2 protein-coding genes are annotated in these 18,634 nt (G+C 71.9%); both read right to left on the reverse strand.

Annotated features, from left to right (window positions below; translation table 11 throughout):
• Positions 1 to 163: 163 nt before the first annotated feature.
• Entirely contained in the window at positions 164 to 7,246 is a 7,083-nt protein-coding gene (locus OG975_RS26360; RefSeq protein ID WP_406331850.1) for an amino acid adenylation domain-containing protein, read from the reverse strand.
• Positions 7,243 to 18,606, reverse strand: coding sequence for an amino acid adenylation domain-containing protein (locus OG975_RS26365; protein WP_406331851.1), 11,364 nt, complete (start codon positions 18,604 to 18,606; stop codon positions 7,243 to 7,245). The genes OG975_RS26360 and OG975_RS26365 overlap by 4 nt, the downstream gene beginning before the upstream one ends.
• Positions 18,607 to 18,634: the final 28 nt, after the last annotated feature.

The raw sequence follows: 18,634 nt of genomic DNA on the forward strand, positions 1-18,634 counted from the left end.
GGACAACATCACGCTATGCAGGCCGGAACCCGTAGCCCGGCGGCAAGAGCGGCAGGCTGCGGGCAATTGCCCAGGCGGACCGGCGAGGGGAACACGTCAGAGCGCCCGGGCCCACCCTTGTGAGGTGGACCCGGGCGCCCAGGTGGCCCGGTGGTGCCAGACGCTAGTGGTGGACCGCCCGCAGGTGCTCGGACACGACCTTGCCGATCTCCCTCAGGGGCTCGGCGCCGGTCATGTCCCAGTGCTCGCAGTCGATGTCGTGCTCCTCGACATGGCCGAGAACATACGGTGCCCAGGACTCGGCGCCGGTCATGGCGGCGGGTGTGCGGCGCGCGTTGAAGAACACCATGTCGCCGCTGAACTGCCGCCCTGGAACGTACCGGTAGCGCATCTCCAGGTTCCCCGCGGTGGCCTCGACGACCGCGGCGGCCTGCGCCGGCTCCAGCGCACCCAGGATCGGGTCCTCGGCGCGCAGCACCTCCGCCAGTTCGGCGGCATCCGGCGCACTGTCCGCGCACGCCACGGCAAGTTCGGCGCCGCGGGTGCCGAGCAGCGCGGTCAGCACCTCGTGCCCGGTGATGGCGGGCGCCTCGAAGCCGTCGGGCAGCGGATAGGAGTCGAGCAGTCCGAGCAGGGCCACTTGCTCGCCCAGCTCCTCCAGGCGGGCGGCGACGGCGTGGGCGATCAGACCGCCGAACGACCAGCCCAGCAGGTGGTACGGGCCGTGCGGCTGGGCGGAGCGGATTTCGGCCACGTACGTGTCGGCCATCTCCTCCATGGAGGCGGGCCGCCCCGAGGGGTCCGTCAACTCCCGTGCCTGCAAGCCGATCAGCGGCCGCTCGTCGCCGATGTGCCGCAGCAGCCCGGCGTAGGACCAGCTCATCCCCGAGATGGGGTGCACACAGAACAGCGGGGCTTCCCCGCCCTCGCTCGCGGAGCGGATCGGCAGCAGGGTCTCCAGCGGGTTCCCGCCCGAGCCGGCGGCGATGTGCTCGCCGAGCAGCGCGGGTGTCGGGTACTGGAACAAGTCCCGGATGGTGACCGGGGTGTCCCAGACGGCACGGATGCGGCCGATGAGCCGGGTGGCGAGCAGGGAGTGCCCGCCCAGGTGGAAGAAGTGGTCGTCGATGGTGACCGACGGCAGTCCGAGCGTCGCCGCGTACAGCCCGCACAGGACTTCCTCGGCCGGGGTGCGCGGTGCGCGCCCGCCGGTCCGGCCGGCCTGCGGCGGCTCGGGCAGCGCCCGCCGGTCGAGCTTGCCGTTCACCGTCAGCGGCAGCGCGTCCAGCGGCACGATGGCGGCGGGCACCATGTACTCGGGCAGCGCCGCCACCGCGTGCCGGCGCAGCTCCGGGATGTCCGGCGCACCGCCGTCCACGGTCACCACGTACGCCACCAGACGCTTGTCGCCGGGCCGGTCCTCACGGATCATCACGGCGGCCTGCGCGACGGAGGCGTGCCGCAGCATCGCCGACTCGATCTCACCCGGCTCTATGCGAAAGCCGCGCAGCTTGATCTGCTGGTCGGCCCGGCCGAAATACTCCAGCGCACCGTCCTGGCTCCAGCGGGCCAGGTCCCCGGTCCGGTACATCCGCGAGCCGGGCGCCCCGTGCGGGTCGGCGACGAACCGCTCGGCGCTGAGCCCGGGCTGCCCGATGTAGCCGTGCGCGAGCCCGTGCCCGGCGACGTACAGCTCGCCGGGGACGCCCGGCGGCAGCAGACGCAGGTTCTCGTCGAGGACGTAGGCGTGCTTGCCGGTGATGGGCCGCCCGATGGGGATGGCCGGCGCGGGGGCGCTGATGGTGTGGGCGGTGGTGAACCCCATGCTCTCCGCGGGTCCGTAGCCGTTGACCAGGTGCAGATGGGGGTGGTCGGCCAGCGCCTTGGCGGCGTGCGCGGGCGAGGCCGCCTCACCGGCCGTCATGGCCTCCCGGAGCCGGGAGAACACCGCCGGGTGCTCGTCGAGCATGTGGTTGAACAGGCTCGCCGACATCTGGAGCGTGGTGATCCCGTGCCGCTCGACCAGCTCCGCGATCTGGTGCGGGTCGGTGTGCTGGCCGGGCTGAAGGACGCAGACCCCGCCGTGCAGCAGCGGTCCGAAGACCTCCAGGGCGAAGGCGTCCCACGACACGGGCGAGCTCTGCAGATACGTCTGCTCAGGGCCGAAGTGCAGATAGTCCGGGCCGATGAAGGTGGCCGCCAGCGCCCGGTGCGAGGCCGCGACGCCCTTGGGCACCCCGGTCGAGCCGGAGGTGAACATCACGCACGCCGTCGTCTCCGGGTGCCCGCCCGTCTCCACCGGCGCCCCCGGGAGACCGCTGATCGCGGGGGTGTCGACGGTCAGGTCGACCAGGGTGGCCGAGGTCGGCAGGGCCGTGAGGTGGCTCTGGGTGACCAGCGCCGACGGGTTGGTCTGCCCGAGGACGGTGGTCAGCCGGTCGGCCGGGAACTGCGGGTCCAGCAGCGTGTATCCGGCGCCGGCCTTCAGCGCCGCGAGCAGGGACGCGATCAGATGCGGCGAGCGCTCCAGGTGGATGGCCACGATGCTGCCGGGCTCGACGCCCCGCGAGGTCAGGTGCCGGGCCAGCCGGTTGGACCAGACGTCCAGCTCGGCGTACGTCACCTGCTGGTCCTCGAAGACCAGCGCCACCGAGTCCGGTGTCCGGGCCGCCTGCCCGGTGAACAGCCCGTCCAGACCGAGGACCGGCGCCGGCGCCTGGGGGCCGCTCCAGTCCCGTACCCGTACGCGCTCGTCGTCGGAGAGCAACTCGATGTCGCCGACAGGGAGTTCGGGGTGGTTGACGGCAGTGGTGAGGAGGCGGACGAGGCGGTCGGCGGTGGCCTGGATGGTGCGGGCGTCGTAGAGGTCGGTGGCGTACTCGATGGTGATGTCGAGGCCGCCGGGCTGTCCGTCCGCCGTCCGGTGCTCCGCGAACGCGAAGGTCAGGTCGAACTTGGCGATGGAGGCGGAGGGGAACGCGAACTCGCTCTCCAGGCCCGGGAGTTCGGGTGCCCGGGTGCTGGTGTCGCCGACGGTGAGCATGACCTGGAAGAGGGGGTGCCGGGCGGCGGTGCGCTCGGGGTTGAGGGCTTCGACGAGCCGGTCGAAGGGCAGGTCCTCGTGGGCCCAGGCGGAGAGGTCGGTCTCCCGGACGCGGGTGAGGAGGTCGCGGAAGGTCGGGTTGCCCGACAGATCCGTGCGCAGGACAAGGGTGTTGACGAAGAAGCCGATGAGGTCGTCGAGCTTCTGGTCGGTGCGGCCGGCGACGGGGGAGCCGAGCGGGATGTCGAACCCGGCGCCGGAGCGGGCGAGGAGGGTGGACACGGCCGCCTGGGCGACCATGAAGAAGGTGGTGCCGGTGTCCTGGGCCAGCGAGGTCAGCGAGCCGTGCAGCTCGGCGGGGCAGTGGACGGTGTGGGTGGTGCCCTGGTTGGAGGCGGTGGCGGGGCGGGCGCGGTCGGTGGGAAGGGTCGCTTCCTCCGGGAGCTCGGCCAGAGCCTCGCGCCAGTAGTCGAGTTGGCGGTCCTCGCTGTCCTGGAGCAGCCTCTGCTGCCACAGGGCGTAGTCGGCGTACTGGACCGGCAGCGGCTCCCATTCCGGGGTCTCGCCCTGGACGCGGGCCTCGTAGGCGGCGGCCAGATCGCGGAAGAGGGGTCCGTTGGACCAGCCGTCGGAGGCGATGTGGTGGACGACCAGCATCAGGACGTGGTCCTCGGCGCCGAGCCGGAAAAGGCTGGCGCGGAAGGGGCGTTCGCCCGCCAGGTCGAAGGCGTGTCCGGCCTCGGCGCCCAGCAGCCCGTCGAGGGTGTCCTCGGTCGCGGGGATGATGGCCAGTGCGGTGGTGGCCGCGGGAAGGACGGCCTGGTAGGCCTTGTTCTCGTGGGTCGGGTAGACCGTGCGCAGGCTCTCGTGGCGGGTGACGAGGTCGGTGAGGGCGAGCTGGAGTGCGTCGGGGTCGAGGGTTCCCTTCAGGCGCAGGGCCATCGGGATGTTGTACGTAGCCGACGGGCCTTCCATCTGGTCGAGGAACCACAGCCGTTGCTGGGCCGACGACAGCGGCACCCGCTCCGGACGCTCCTCGGGCAGCAGCGCCGGACGCTGTTCCCCGCTGCTCTCGGCCGTGAGCCGCTCGGAGAGCAGCGCGACCGTCGCGTACTGGAACAGGTCCCGGATGGTGATCTGGGTGTCCCACACGGCGCGGATGCGGCTGATGAGCCGGGTGGCGAGCAGGGAGTGCCCGCCGCGGTGGAAGAAGTGGTCGTCGATGGTGACCGACGGCAGTCCGAGCACGGCGGCGAACAGACCGCAGAGCACTTCCTCGGCGGGGGTGCGGGGTGCGCGCCCGCCGGTGTCGCCGGTGTTCTGGGGCGCGGGCAGGGCACGCCGGTCGATCTTGCCGTTGGTGGTCAGCGGGATCGCGTCGAGGGTGACGAAGGCGGACGGGACCATGTACTCGGGCAGCGAGCCGGAGACCTCGCGCTGGACCGCCTTGGTGTCGAGCCGTGTGCCGTCGGCGGCGACGAGGTAGGCGACGAGACGCTTGTCGCCGGGCCGGTCCTCACGGATGACCACGGTCGCCTGGGCGACGGAGTCGCAGGCCGCGAGCGCGGTCTCGATCTCGCCGAGTTCGATGCGGAAGCCGCGCAGCTTGACCTGCTGGTCGGCCCGGCCGAGGTATTCGAGTGAGCCCTCGTGGTTCCAGGCGGCGAGGTCACCGGTGCGGTACATGCGGGTGCCGGCGGGACCGTACGGGTCGGCGACGAACCGCTCGGCCGTCATGCCCGGCCGGTTGAGGTAGCCCTGGGCGAGACCGGTTCCGGCGATGTAGAGCTCGCCCGGGGTGCCGGGCGCGACGAGCTGGAGGTGGTGGTCCAGGACGTAGAGGCGGTGGTTGTCGAGGGGCTCGCCGATCGGGACGGAGCCCGGGTAGTCGAGCGGGCGGTGGATGTGGTGGGTGGTGGCGAAGGTGGTGGTCTCGGTCGGGCCGTAGCCGTTGACGACGGTGGTGTCCGGGCAGTGCTCGTGGATCCGGCGTACGGCCTCCGGCGGTACGACGTCACCGCCGGCCCACACCTCGCGGACGCCCGCGAACGCGGCCGGTGCCTCCTCGGCCATGACCCGGAACAGGCCCGCCGTCATCCACAGGCTGGTGATCGACTGCTCGGCCAGCAGCCGCCCGTAGGCCGTGGGGTCGAGGTGGCCGGGGGGTGCGACGACGACGGTGCCGCCGTTCAGCCAGGGCACCCATATCTCGTAGGTGGACGCGTCGAACGCGGCCGGTGAGTGGAACAGGACCCGGCTGTGGTTGCCGTTCGCGTACATCGTCTGGGCGGCCAGGTCGGCCACATTGCGGTGGGTGACCGCCACGCCCTTCGGGACGCCGGTGGAGCCCGAGGTGAACATCGCGTACAGCGGCTGGTCGGGGTGGATCGTGCGCGCCGGTGCCGTGGCCGGCAGGTGGTCGAGCCCGGTGGTGCCGTCGAGGACGACGACTTGGGCGGTGGTCTCCGCGACGAGCGGGTGGTCGGACAGGGCCGCGTCGGTCAGCAGGACCGGAGCCCCGGTGTCGGCCAGGATCTGGGTGAGGCGGGAGTCCGGGTCGGTGGTGTTCAGCGGGGCGTACACCGCTCCGGCCTTGGTCACCGACAGCAGCGCGGTGAGCAGGTCGGCCGAGCGCTCCATCAGGACGGCGACCACGTCGTGCTGCTGGACACCGAGGTTGATGAGGTGGTGGGCCGCACGGTTGGTGGCCTCGTCGAGCTCGGCGTAGGTGACCTCGTGGACGTCGTCGACCAGGGCGATCGCGTCCGGGGTACGGGCGGCCTGCGCCGCGAACAGCTCGGCGAGACTCGCCTCGGGCGCCCCGGTGACCGCGCCGCTCCACTCCTCCAGGAGCAGCCGGCGCTCGTGCTCGCCGAGCAGGTCCAGCACGGACAGCGGGGTGTCGGGCGAGGTGAGCACCGCTTCCAGGAGCCGCCGCAGCCGGGCCATGAGCGCGTCGATCGTACGGGCGTCGTACAGGTCGGTGGCGTACTCGATGGTGATGTCCAGGCCGTTCGGCCGGCCGTCCCGGGTGCGGTGCTCGGCGAAGCCGAAGGTCAGGTCGAACTTGGCGATCTGCAGCGCGCTGTACTCGGTCCGGGCGTCGAGCCCAGGGAAGCCGACGGCGTTCGAACCGGCCTCACCCATGGTGAGCATCACCTGGAACAGCGGGTGCCGGGAGGCGGAGCGCTCCGGGTTGAGCACCTCCACCAGCCGGTCGAAGGGCAGGTCCTGCTGGCCCCACGCCGCCAGGTCCGTCTTACGGACCCGGCCGAGCAAGTCCCGGAAGCTCGGGTCGCCCGTCAGATCCGTCCGCAGCACCAGCGTGTTGACGAAGAAGCCGACCAGCCCGTCGAGGGCCTCGTCGATACGTCCGGAGACCGGCGAGCCGACCGGGATGTCGAGGCCCGCCCCGGAGCGGGACAGCACGGTCGCGACCGCCGCCTGAACCGCCATGAACAGGGTCGCCCCCGACTCCCGCGCCAGGTGCGTCAGTCCGGCGTGCACGTCCGCGGGAAGGTGCGCGTCGCAGGTGGCGCCGTGGTACGAGGCGGTGGCCGGGCGCGGCCGGTCGGCCGGCAGGGTCGCCTCCTCCGGCAGCTCCGCCAACGTCTCGCGCCAGAACTCCAGTTGACGCGACCCGGCGCTCTCCGGATCGTCCGCCTCGCCGAGCAGCTCCTGCTGCCACAGCGTGTAGTCGCCGTACTGCACCGGAAGCGGCTCCCACTCGGGGGCCTGCCCCTGAACCCGGGCGCCGTAGGCGGTCGCCAGGTCCTGGAGCAGCGGGGCCGTCGAGCCGCCGTCCGACACGATGTGGTGCATCACCACGAGCAGGACGTGCTCCTGCTCGGCGAGCGCGATCAGCCGCGCCCGGACCGGCAGGTCCACCGCCAGGTGGAAGACCTGCGCGGACTCCTCGGCGAGCACCGCCTCCAGCGTCCCGGCCGTGGCCGGCACGACGGGCAGTTCGAACTCCACTTCCTCCTCTTCGAGGATGTGCTGGTACGGGGTGCCGTCCTGGTCCGGGAAGATCGTCCGCAGACTCTCGTGCCGGCCGATGACGTCGGCGAGAGCCGACCGCAGGGCGGCCCGGTCGAGTTCACCGGTGAGCCGCACTGCCAGCGGGATGTTGTACGTGGTCGACGGCCCTTCCATCTGGGCGATGAACCACAGCCGCTGCTGGGCGTAGGACAAGGGGATCACTTGGTCGCTCCCATCCGGCGCATCGGCCGCAGTTTGGGCCTTGCGGCCTCGGCGCCGTCGAGCTTCTCGACGAGCGTTGCCACGATCGGGTTTTCGAAGAGGGTCGCCACGGACAGCTCGACCCCGAGTACGGTGCGGATCCGGCCCACGAGCCGGGTGGCGAGCAGGGAGTGCCCGCCCAGGTGGAAGAAGTGGTCGTCGATGGTGACCGACGGCAGTCCGAGCATCTCCGCGAACAGCCCACAGAGGACTTCTTCCTTGGGGGTGCGGGGCGCGCGCCCCGCGGTGTCGTGCGTGACCTGCGGCTCGGGCAGGGCCTTGCGGTCCACCTTGCCGTTCACGGTCAGCGGGATCGCGTCCAGCGTCACGAACGCCGACGGAACCATGTACTCGGGCAGCAGCCCCGACATCCGCCGCCGCACGTCCTCGTCGTCGATCCGCGCCCCGTCCTGCGCGGTCAGATAGGCGACGAGACGCTTGTCGCCGGGCCGGTCCTCGCGGACGATGACGGTCGCCTGGGCGATGGCGTCCTGGGCGGCCAACACGGTCTCGATCTCGCCGAGTTCGATGCGGAAGCCGCGCAGCTTGACCTGTTCGTCGGCCCGGCCCAGGTATTCGAGCGAGCCTTCCTGGTTCCAGCGGACGAGGTCGCCGGTGCGGTACATCCGGGTGCCTGCGGGACCGTACGGGTCGGCGACGAAGCGGTCGGCGGTCTGTCCCGGGCGGTCCAGGTAGCCCTGGGCGAGGCCGGTTCCGGCGATGTAGAGCTCGCCGGGGGTGCCGGGGGCGACCAGGCCGAGGTGTTCGTCGAGGACGTAGAGGCGGTGGTTGTCGAGGGGCTCGCCGATGGGGACGGTGCCGGGGTAGTCGAAGGGTCGGCGGATGTGGTGGGTGGCGGCGAAGGTGGTGGTCTCGGTCGGGCCGTAGCCGTTGACGACGGTGATCTGCGGGTTGTGGTCCATCACCCGTCGTACGGCCTCCGGCGGGACGACATCGCCACCCGCCCACACTTCGCGTACGCCGTTGAAGGCGGCCGGGGCTTCCTCGGCGATGAGGCGGAACAGGCCCGCCGTCATCCACAGGCTGGTGATGCGGTGCTCGGACAACAGCTGCTGGTAGGCGGCGGTGTCGAGATGTCCGGCGGGCGCGACGACCAGCGTGCCGCCGTTCAGCCACGGCACCCACATCTCGTAGGTGGAGGCGTCGAAGGCCATCGGGGAGTGGAACAGAACCCGGCTGTGGTTGCCGTTGGCGTACATCGTCTGGGCGGCCAGGTCGGCCACATTGCGGTGGGTGACCGCGACGCCCTTCGGGACTCCGGTGGAGCCCGAGGTGAACATGGCGTACACGGCCTGGTCGGGGTGGACCGGCACGTGCGGGTCGCTCGCGTCGCCCTCGGACGGGGCTGCCACGGAGATCGCCCGTGCGCCGGACGGGATTTGGAGGCTTTCGGGGCCGCGGTCGGTGAGGAAGACCTTGACCGCCGACTGTTCGACGATGAGCTGGACGCGCTCCATCGGGTAGCGGGTGTCGAGCGGGACGTAGACCGCTCCCGCCTTGACCACGGCGAGGGTGGCGATCACGGCGTCGAGCGAGCGCTCCTGGAAGAGCGCCACCCGGCTGTCGGGCTCCACACCTTCCGCGATCAGGTGGTGGGCGAGGCGGTTGGCGCGCTCGTCCAGTTCGCGGTACGTCAGTTCCTGGGTGGCGTGGACGACGGCCACCGCGTCCGGCGTGCGGGCCACCTGCGCGGCGAAGAGCTGCGCGAGCCCGGCGTCGGCGCTTCCGGTGACGGACCCGGCCCGCGACTCCAGCAGCAGGGCCCGCTCATCGGAGGAGAGCAACTCCAGCTCTGCGACGGGAAGTTCAGGAGCGGCGACGGCTGCCTCCAGCAGTCGTACGAGACGAGTCGCGACGCTCTCGATGGTGCTCGCGTCATACAGGTCGGTCGCGTACTCGACGGTGATGTCCAGACCGCCGGGCTCTCCGTCCGCACCCCGATGCTCCGCGAAGCCGAAGGTGAGGTCGAACTTGGCGATCGCCACCTGCGAGAACTCGTACGCCGTGTCCAGGCCGGGCAGTTCGGGCGCCTCGGCCGAGGTGTCGCCCAGGGTGAGCATGACCTGGAAGAGCGGGTGGCGGGCGGGTGTGCGCTCGGGGTTGAGGATTTCCACGAGCCGGTCGAAGGGCAGGTCCTGGTGGTTCCAGGCGGCCAGGTCGGTCTCGCGGACCCGGTGCAGCAGGTCGCGGAAGCTCGGGGCGCCGGTCAGGTCGGTGCGCAGGACCAGGGTGTTGACGAAGAACCCGACCAGGTCGTCGAGTTGCTGGTCCGTGCGGCCTGCGACCGGTGAGCCGAGCGGGATGTCGTACCCGGCGCCGGAGCGGGCGAGGAGGGTGGAGACGGCCGCCTGGGCGACCATGAAGAAGGTGGTGCCGGTGTCCTGGGCCAGCGAGGTCAGCGAACCGTGCAGCTCGGCGGCGCAGTGGACGGTGTGCGTGCTGCCCCGGTTGGAGGCGGTTGCCGGGCGGGCTCGGTCGGCCGGGAGGGTGGCCTCCTCCGGCAGGTCGGCCAATGTCTTTTGCCAGAAGCCGAGTTGGCGCTCCTCGTCCTCCTCCATCAGCTGCTGCTGCCACAGCGCGTAGTCGGCGTACTGGACGGGCAGCGGCTCCCACTGCGGTGCCTGCCCCTCGGCGCGGGCCGCGTAGGCGGCGGCCAGGTCGCGGAAGAGGGGGGCGTTGGACCAGCCGTCGGAGGCGATGTGGTGGATCACCAGGAGCAGGACGTGCTCCTGGTCGCCGAGGGCCAGCAGGTGGGCGCGGAGCGGGATGCCGGAGGCCAGGTCGAAGGGGATGGCGGAGAGGCCGGCCAGGCGGGCGGCGAGCGTGTCGTCCGTGACCGGGACGACGGGCAGCTCGACCGGCTCGGGGGCCAGCACCGACTGGTAGGCCTTGCCCTCGTGGGTGGGGTAGACGGTGCGCAGGCTCTCGTGGCGGGTGACCAGGTCGGTGAGGGCCTGCCGCACGGCCTCGACGTCCACCGCGCCGGTGAGGCGCAGCGCCATCGGGATGTTGTACGTCGCCGACGGGCCCTCCATCTGGTCCAGGAACCAGAGCCGTTGCTGGGCGGAGGACAGCGGCACGCGCTCGGGGCGCTCCTGTGCGCGGGTCAGCGCGGCCCGGGGAAGTTCACCGCTGCCCTCCGTGACCCGCTCGGACAGCGCGACCACGGTCGGGGACCGGAACAGGTCCCGGACGCCGAGCTGGACGCCGAAGGCCTGGCGGATGCGGCTGATGAGGCGGGTGGCGAGCAGGGAGTGGCCGCCCCGGTGGAAGAAGTTGTCGTCGATGGTGGCCGACGGGAGCCCGAGGACCGCCGCGAACAGGCCGCACAGGACCTCTTCCTGGGGGGTGCGCGGGGCACGTCCGGTGACATCGTGGGTGACCTGCGGGGTGGGCAGCGCGCGCCGGTCTATCTTGCCGTTGGCGGTCAGCGGGATCGCGTCGACGAGCACGAAGGCCGACGGGACCATGTACTCGGGGAGCGCCGAAGTGGCGTGCCGGCGCAGGTCGTTCAGGTCGATGCCGCCCTCGGCGGTCACGAGGTAGGCGACGAGCCGCTTGTCCCCGGGCCGGTCCTCGCGGACGATCACCGTGGCCTGGGCGACGCTTTCATGGGCCGTCAACACGGTCTCGATCTCGCCGAGTTCGATGCGGAAGCCGCGCAGCTTGACCTGCTGGTCGGCCCGGCCGAGGTACTCCAGCGAGCCCTCGTGGTTCCACCGCACCAGGTCCCCGGTGCGGTACATCCGGGTGCCTGCGGGACCGTACGGGTCGGCGACGAACCGCTCGGCGGTGAGCGACGGGCGGCCCACATAGCCGCGCGCCAGACCGGCCCCGGCGATGTACAGCTCGCCGGGCGCACCGGCCGGAACGAGCCGGAGCGCGGAGTCGAGGACGTAGAGGCGGTGGTTGTCGAGGGCCTCGCCGATCGGAATCGTGCCCGGGTAGTCGAGCGGACGGTGGATGCGGTGGGTGGTGGCGAAGGTGGTGGTCTCGGTCGGCCCGTAGCCGTTGACGACGGTCGTGTCCGGGCAGTGCTCGTGGATCTGGCGGACGGCCTCGGGCGGTACGACGTCGCCGCCCGCCCACACCTCCCGGAGCCCCGCGAAGGCCTCCGGCGCCTCCTCGGCCATGACTCGGAACAGGCCCGCCGTCAGCCACAGACTCGTGATCGAGTACCCGGTGATCAGCTCGCTCAGCGTGCCGGTCTCCAGGTGGCCCCGGGGCGCCACGACGACCGTGCCGCCGGTCAGCCACGGCACCCAGATCTCGTAGGTGGAGGCGTCGAAGGTGTGCGGGGAGTGGAAGAGGACCCGCTGGTGGGCGCCGCCCGTGTACATCCGCTGGCGGGCCAGGTCGGCCACGTTGCGGTGGGTGACGGCGACACCCTTCGGGACGCCGGTCGAGCCCGAGGTGAACATGACGTACAGCCACTGGTCGGGGTGGGTGGGGGCGGTGGACCTCGTCGCGGGACGGCCGTCGAGGTCCTTGGCCTCGACGACGAGGTCACGGGCCTGCGCCCGGGTGACCAGCGGATGGTCGGCCAGCGCCCGGTCGGTGATCAGGACCGGCGCGTCGAGTTCATCGAGGATCTGGGTGTGGCGGGTGTCCGGGTCGGCCGGGTTGAGGGGCGCGTAGGCGCCGCCGGCCTTCACGACCGCGAGCATGGCGACCAGGAGGTCGGCCGAGCGCTCCATCATCAGGGCGACGACGGATTCGGGGCCGACCCCGAGGCCGATGATCCGCTGCGCGAACCGGTCGGACTCGGCGTCGAGTTCGGCGTAGGTGAAGGACCGCTCCTCGGACGCCACAGCGACCGCGTCCGGCGTACGGGCCACCTGCGCGGCGAACAGCTCCGCGAGGCCCGCGTCCGGCAAGTCGCCCTCGGTGACCGGACCCGCGCCCAGCGCCAGCAGCCGCTCCCGCTCCTCGGGGCCGGTGAACTCCAGCTCCCCGACGGGCAGTTCCGGCGCGGCGACGGCCGATTCCAGCAGTCGTACGAGACGGTCCGCGAGCCCCTCGACGGTGCGGGCGTCGTACAGGTCGGTGGCGTACTCGACCCTGATGTCCAGGCCGCCCGGCTGCCCATCGGCCGTGCGGTGCTCGTGGAAGGAGAAGGTCAGGTCGAACTTGGCGATCTCCAGCGGGGTGAAGCCCGACTCGGTCTCCACACCCGGGAGTTCCAGGCTCGGCGTGACCGCTTCCTGAAGGGTCAGGGCCACCTGGAACAGCGGGTGGCGGGAGGTGGAGCGGGCCGGGTTGAGCAGCTCGACCAGCCGGTCGAAGGGCAGGTCCTGGTGGGACCAGGCGGCCAGATCGGTGTCCCGGACCCGGCCGAGCAGCTCCTGGAAGCTTGGGTCGCCCTCCACGTCCGTACGGAGCACCAGGGTGTTGACGAAGAAGCCGACCAGCCCGTCGAGCGCCTCGTCCGTACGGCCCGCGATCGGGGCGCCGATCGGGATGTCCGTGCCCGCTCCCGAGCGGGACAGGGCGGTGGCGACCGCGGCCTGGGCGACCATGAACATCGTGGTGCCGGTCTCCCGGGCCAGCCGGGTCAGCGCCTGGTGCAGCTCGGGCGGGCAGTGGACGCCGTGGGTCCGGCCCTGGTAGGTGGCGGCGGCCGGGCGCGGCCGGTCGGCCGGCAGGGTGGCCTCGTCCGGCAGCCCGTCCAGGGTGTGGCTCCAGAACTCCGCCTGGCGCTCGCCGTCCGCCGCGAGCAGCTCCTGCTGCCACAGCGTGTAGTCGGCGTACTGCACCGGCAGGGGCTCCCAGCCGGGGGTCTCGCCCTGCGCACGGGCCTCGTAGGCGGCGGCGAGGTCACGCAGCAGCGGGGTGGTGGACCAGCCGTCGGAGGCGATGTGGTGGATGACCACCATCAGCACCTGGTCCCGCTCGCCCAGGTCGAACAGGGCGGCGCGGAGCGGGAGTCCGGCCGCCAGGTCGAAGGTGCGCGCGGCCTCGGCGCCGAGCAGGTCCGCCAGGGAGTCCTCGTCCGCCGGCGTGACCGGCAGCTCGACCCGGACCCCGTCCGCGGGCAGCACCAGCTGGTGGAAGTCGCCGTCGGCCACCGCGAACACCGTGCGCAGGGTCTCGTGCCGGACCACCAGGTCGGTCAGCGCGAGACGCAGCGCCTCCCGGTCCAGCTCGCCCTTGAGGCGCAGCGCGAGCGGGATGTTGTACGTGGAGGACGGGCCCTCCAACTGGTCGAGGAACCACAGCCGTTGCTGGGCCGACGACAGCGGCACCCGCTCCGGACGTGCCATCTCCCGCAGGGCGGGCCGACGCACACCGTCCCCTCCGGCGTCGACGAACTCCGCGAGCGCCGCGGGCGTCGGCCCCTGGAAGAGGTCCTTGACGGTGATCTGGACCCCGAACGCCTGCCGCATGCGGCTGATCAGCCGGGTGGCGAGCAGGGAGTGCCCGCCCCGGTGGAAGAAGTGGTCGTCGATGGTCACCGACGGCAGCCCGAGGATCTCCGCGAAGAGCCCGCAGAGGACTTCCTCGACCGGGTTCCGCGCGGCACGCCCGCCGGTGTCGTGGCTGACCTGCGGCGCGGGCAAGGCCTTGCGGTCTACCTTGCCGTTCACGGTCAGCGGGATCGCGTCCAGCGTCACGAACGCCGACGGAACCATGTACTCGGGCAGCGAACCGGAGATCTCCCGGTGAATCGCCTTTGCGTCGGCCTTCCGGCCCTCGGCGGCGACGAGGTAGGCGACCAGGCGCTTGTCGCCGGGCCGGTCCTCGCGGACGATGACGGTCGCCTGGGCGATGGCGTCCTGGGCGGCCAACGCGGTCTCGATCTCACCGAGTTCGATACGGAAGCCGCGCAGCTTGACCTGCTGGTCGGCGCGGCCGAGGTATTCGAGTGAGCCTTCCTGGTTCCAGCGGACGAGGTCGCCGGTGCGGTACATCCGGGTGCCCGGCTTGTCGCCGTAGGGGTCGGCGACGAACCGTTCTGCCGTCATGCCCGGACGGTCCAGGTAACCCTGGGCCAGACCCGCGCCCGCGACGTAGAGCTCGCCGGGGGTTCCGGGTGCGACAAGGCCGAGGTGCTCGTCGAGGACGTAGAGGCGGTGGTTGTCGAGGGGTTCGCCGATGGGGACGGTGCCGGGGTAGTCGAAGGGTCGGCGGATGTGGTGGGTGGCGGCGAAGGTGGTGGTCTCGGTCGGGCCGTAGCCGTTGACGACGGTGATCTGCGGGTTGTGGTCCATGACGCGGCGCACGGCCTCGGGCGGTACGACGTCACCGCCGGCCCATATCTCGCGTACGCCGGTGAAGGCGGCCGGTGCTTCTTCGGCGATGAGGCGGAACAGGCCTGCCGTCATCCACAGGCTGGTGATGCGGTGCTCGGACAGCAGCTGCTGGTAGGCGGCGGTGTCGAGGTGGCCGGCGGGCGCGACGACGAGGGTGCCGCCGTTCAGCCACGGCACCCACATCTCGTACGTCGAGGCGTCGAAGGCCATCGGGGAGTGGAACAGCACCCGGGTGTGGTTGCCGTTGGCGTACATGGTCTGGGCGGCGAGGTCGGCGACGTTGCGGTGGGTTACGGCCACGCCCTTCGGGACACCGGTGGAGCCCGAGGTGAACATGGCGTACACGGCCTGGTCGGGGTGGACCGGTACCTGCGGGTCGCTCGTGTCGCCGTCCGACGGAGCCTGCACGGAAAGTGCCCTGGCTCCGGCGGGGAGTTGGAGTTCCCCGGCGTCGCGGTCGGTGAGGAGGATCTCGACGGCCGACTGCTCGACGATGAGCTGGACGCGTTCCATCGGGTAGCGGGTGTCGAGCGGGACGTAGATGGCGCCTGCCTTGACCACGGCGAGGGTGGCGATCACGGCGTTCAGCGAGCGCTCCTGGAAGAGCGCCACCCGGCTGCCGGGCCGCACTCCTTCGGCGATCAGGTGGTGGGCGAGGCGGTTGGCGCGCTCGTCCAGCTCGGCGTAGGTCAGGTCGCTTGCCGAGTCGATCAGGGCGACCGCGTCCGGGGTGCGGGCCACCTGCGCGGCGAACAGGGTGCCGAGACCGGCCTCCAGGGCCGCCGTGACCTCCCCGCTCCACTCCTCCAGGAGCAGTCCGCGCTCCTGGCCGGAGAGCAACTCCAGCTCCCCGACGGGCAGTTCGGGGTGGGTCGCCGCCTCCGACAGCAGCCGGACCAGGCGCCCGGCGGCCGCCTCGACGGTGCGGGCGTCGTACAGGTCGGTGGCGTACTCGACGGTGATGTCGAGGCCGCCGGGCTCCCCGTCCGCCGTGCGGTGCTCGGCGAAGGAGAACGTCAGGTCGAACTTGGCGGCCCGCAGCCAGGTGAACTCCGACTCCGTCTCCAGACCCTCGGCGACGAGCGTCGGCGTGGCCGCGTCCGTCAGCGTCAGCATGACCTGGAAGAGCGGGTGCCGGGCCGCCGAACGGTCCGGGTTGACGGCCTCGACGAGCCGGTCGAAGGGGAGATCCTGGTGGCCCCAGGCCGCAAGGTCGGTCTCCCGGACGCGGGTGAGGAGTTCACGGAAACTCGGGTTGCCCGACAGGTCGGTGCGCAGGACGAGCGTGTTGACGAAGAAGCCGACGAGGTCGTCGAGCGCCTGGTCGGTGCGGCCGGCGATCGGCGAACCGAGCGGGATGTCGTGGCCCGCGCCGGAACGGGCGAGCAGCGTCGACACCGCCGCCTGGGCCACCATGAACACCGACGCCCCCGACTCACGGGCAAGCGCCGCGAGGGCCGCGTGCACCGCCGGCGGGCAGTGCACGGTGCGGGTGGCGCCCCGGTAGGAGGAGACGGCCGGGCGCTGCCGGTCGGCGGGGAGGGTGACCTCCTCCGGGAGGTCCGCCAACGCGTCCCGCCAGTAGGAGAGTTGGCTGGACTCGACGCTTTCCGCGTCCGCCGGGTCGCCGAGCAGCGCGCGGTGCCAGAGGGCGTAGTCGGCGTACTGGACGGGCAGCGGCTCCCAGGCCGGGCGCTGTCCGCGCGAGCGGGTCGCGTAGGCGGTGCTCAGGTCGCGCATCAGCGGCTGGTACGACCAGCCGTCCGACACGATGTGGTGCATCACCACCAGCAGCACGTGGTCCTGCTCGCCGGTCCTCAGCAGCCGGGCCCGTACGGGCAGATCGGCTGCGAGGTCGAAGGCCCGCTCGGACTCCTCGGCCAGCAGCCCGGCGAGCGTGGCCTCGTCCGCCGGTGTGACCGGCAGCTCTATCCGTACGTCGTCCGCGGGCAGCACCCGCTGGTAGGTCCGCCCCTCGGCCGTGCCGAAGACCGTGCGCAGGCTCTCGTGCCGGCCCAGCACATCGGTGAACGCCGACTCCAGTGCCGCGACGTTCAGTTCACCGCGTACCCGGACGGCGAGCGGAATGTTGTACGTGGCTGACGGGCCCTCCATCTGGTCGAGGAACCACAGCCGCTGCTGGGCCGACGACAGCGGGAGCAGCTCGGGCCGCTCCTCGGCCGCCGTCAGGGCCGGGCGGGCGGACTCGCCGCCGTCCGCGGCGATGTACTCGGCGAGGAGTGCCACCGTCGGGCAGGTGAAGAACTCCCGCAGTGTCAGCTGGACGTCCAGGGTGGTGCGGATCCGACTGACCAGGCGGGTGGCGAGCAGCGAGTGGCCGCCGATCGTGAAGAAGTCGTCGTCGATCCCGACGGACGGCAGCCCCAGCGCGTAGGCGAACAGCCCGGCCAGGACCTCCTCGACGGGGTTGCGGGGGGCCCGGCCGTTCGCGGTGCCGCCGAGCTTGGGGGCGGGCAGTGCGCGCCGGTCCAGCTTGCCGTTCGCGGTCAGCGGCAGCGAGCCCAGCGGGACGACCGCCGAGGGGACCATGTACTCGACCAGCTCCGCGCCGGCGTACCGGAGCAGCTCCGCGCCGTCGAGGACCCCTTCCACGGCGGGCACCACGTAGGCCACCAGGCGCTTGTCGCCGGGCCGGTCCTCGCGGACGATCACCGCGGCCTGGGCCACGGACGGGTGGCGGACCAGGACGGTCTCGATCTCGCCGAGCTCGATGCGGTTGCCGCGCAGCTTGACCTGCTGGTCGGCGCGGCCCAGGAACACGACCTCGCCGTGTTCGTTCCAGGCGGCGAGGTCGCCGGTGCGGTACATGCGGGTACCGGCGGGGCCGTACGGGTCGGCGGTGAAACGCTCGGCGGACAGGGCGGGCAGCCGCGCGTAACCCTGCGCCAAGTGGGGCCCCGCCACATAGAGTTCACCGGTCTCGCCGGGGGCGGTGTGGCGCAGCTCGGCATCCAGGATGTACATCGCGGTGTTCGCCATCGGGATGCCCAGGTGGAGCCGCTCCAGCGTGCGGACGTCCGGCGTGAACGCCTGGTAGCTGCAGAAGACGGTGGCTTCGGTGGGGCCGTAGACGTGCACGACCGTGGTGTCGGGGCAGTGGTCGAGCACCCGCTGCAGGGCGGTGGCGGACAGTACGTCGCCGCCGGTCCAGATCTCCTTCAGCCGGGCCAGGCCCTCGATCGCCTCGCTGGCCATCGCGTCGAACAGCGCGGTCGTGAAGTATGCGGCGGTCGCGTCGTAGCGGGCGATGGCCTCGCCCAGCTCACCTATGTCGATCTTCGGCGCGGGCAGCACCACGGCCAGACCGCCGCGCAGCAGCGGCACCCACAGCTCGTACGTCGAGGAGTCGAAGGGCAGCGGCGAGTAGGCGAGGACCCGCTGGTGCGCCTCGGTGCCGAAGCCGGGGTCCAGGGCCAGTTCCACCACATTGCGGTGGGTGTTGACGACGCCCTTGGGGGTGCCGCTGGAGCCGGAGGTGAACATCACGTACAGCGGCTGGTCCGGGTGGACGGCCACCTCGGGGGCGCCGGCCGGCTCCTGCGCCGTCGCGGTCTCCTCGGTCAGCCGCAGGGCGGGCAGCTCGCCCGCGAAGGCGGTCTCCTCCTCGGTCGCGCGGTCCGTGACCAGCAGGACGGCCTCGGTGTTGCCGAGGATCCAGCCGAGGCGCTCGGCGGGCTGGCGCGGGTCGAGGGGAACGTACACACCGCCGCTCTTGAGAACGGCGAGCACGGTGATCACATAGGCGAGCGACCGGTCGAAGAGGAGCCCGACCGAGTCGCCCGGCCGTACACCGGCGGCGATCAGCCGGTGCGCGAGGGCGTTGGCCGCCCCATCGAGCTCCCGGTAGGTGAGCCGGCGGTCCTCGCGGACCAGGGCGACGGCGTCCGGGGTGCGGGCGGCCTGCGCGGCGAAGAGCTCGTGCAGCGCGCCCTCGGGCAGTTCCACCGTCGTGTCGTTGTACGCGGCGACGCCATCGGGCACGCCGACGCCGAGGGGGAGCAGGGGTTCGGCTTGCGGCTGGGACATCTCGACACCTTCTTGGAAGCTCGGTTCT

This window comes from Streptomyces sp. NBC_00203 (assembly GCF_045206325.1).
Lineage (GTDB): Bacteria > Actinomycetota > Actinomycetes > Streptomycetales > Streptomycetaceae > Streptomyces > Streptomyces lutosisoli.